Source organism: Oleiphilus sp. HI0043 (assembly GCF_001634935.1).
Window position 1 is genome coordinate 1 of sequence record NZ_LWEY01000408.1, and the last position, 732, is coordinate 732.

Sequence of the window (732 nt, forward strand, 5' to 3'; positions counted from 1 at the left end):
GGTAACTTTTTCATCCAGAGACGATGCATCCAGCGAGTAAATACCTGGCAAGTCGACAACGTTTGCCTCGTCTCCTAGCAACTTTGTTCGCCCTGCTTTGCGCTCAACCGTTACGCCAGGCCAATTACCTGTGGTTTGTCTAATTCCTGTAAATTGATTAAAAAGGGCTGACTTACCACAATTAGGGTTGCCACCCAGAGCGATGGTTAACATAGGCTTAGGCCTCTGAAGCTGCTAGCAAGGAGAAACTTTAAGATGACGGGCAATACTATCGCCCAAGGCGATTCTCGTTCCACGATTTGCGAGAACCAAACCGTGTCGGCGACGTTGGAGCAAGCAGACCTCACCACCCACACGCAAACCAAGCCCTATCATTTTTCTGGCAAGGCTTTTACCGCCACTGATCTGTGTAATGGTTGCGTTCTGACCTTCTGATAATCGATCCATACTTAAGCTTTGCGTCATCAAGATTCACCTCACAAACAATAATAGGAATGATTCGTATCTAAAGGCTATCAATAGAACTTAATGAATACCATTGAAGCTTAATAGGAATCAATCTCGTTTGACTTAGATCAATTATTGGCAAGCTTAGGCTGATAAGAGTAGGTAATGACTTACCTCCTATTGGTTATAAAAGAGAGAGCGAAAATTTTCTCAACCCTTTTCCCAATTGAGGTTAGAATAGAAGCTCTAAACCAAAACCGAAGCACTCTATGAGAACCGTCAAAG

At 43.7% G+C, this 732-nt stretch carries 2 protein-coding genes; both read right to left on the reverse strand.

Annotation, left to right across the window (positions count from 1 at the left end; genetic code table 11):
* The coding region (locus tag A3729_RS05340) for a FeoB small GTPase domain-containing protein (protein WP_197475590.1) at nucleotides 1–213 on the reverse strand (213 nt) is incomplete at its 3' end.
* Nucleotides 214–234: 21 nt separating this feature from the next.
* Nucleotides 235–465 carry a FeoA family protein gene (locus tag A3729_RS05345; RefSeq protein WP_068552836.1) on the reverse strand — a complete coding sequence of 77 codons (231 nt, stop codon included), beginning with the start codon at nucleotides 463–465 and terminating at the stop codon, nucleotides 235–237.
* Nucleotides 466–732: the final 267 nt, after the last annotated feature.

Bases quoted from the DNA above. Each gene is read 5' to 3' on its own strand.
- A3729_RS05345 (WP_068552836.1), bottom strand. From the start codon at position 465: ATGACGCAAAGCTTAAGTATGGATCGATTATCAGAAGGTCAGAACGCA.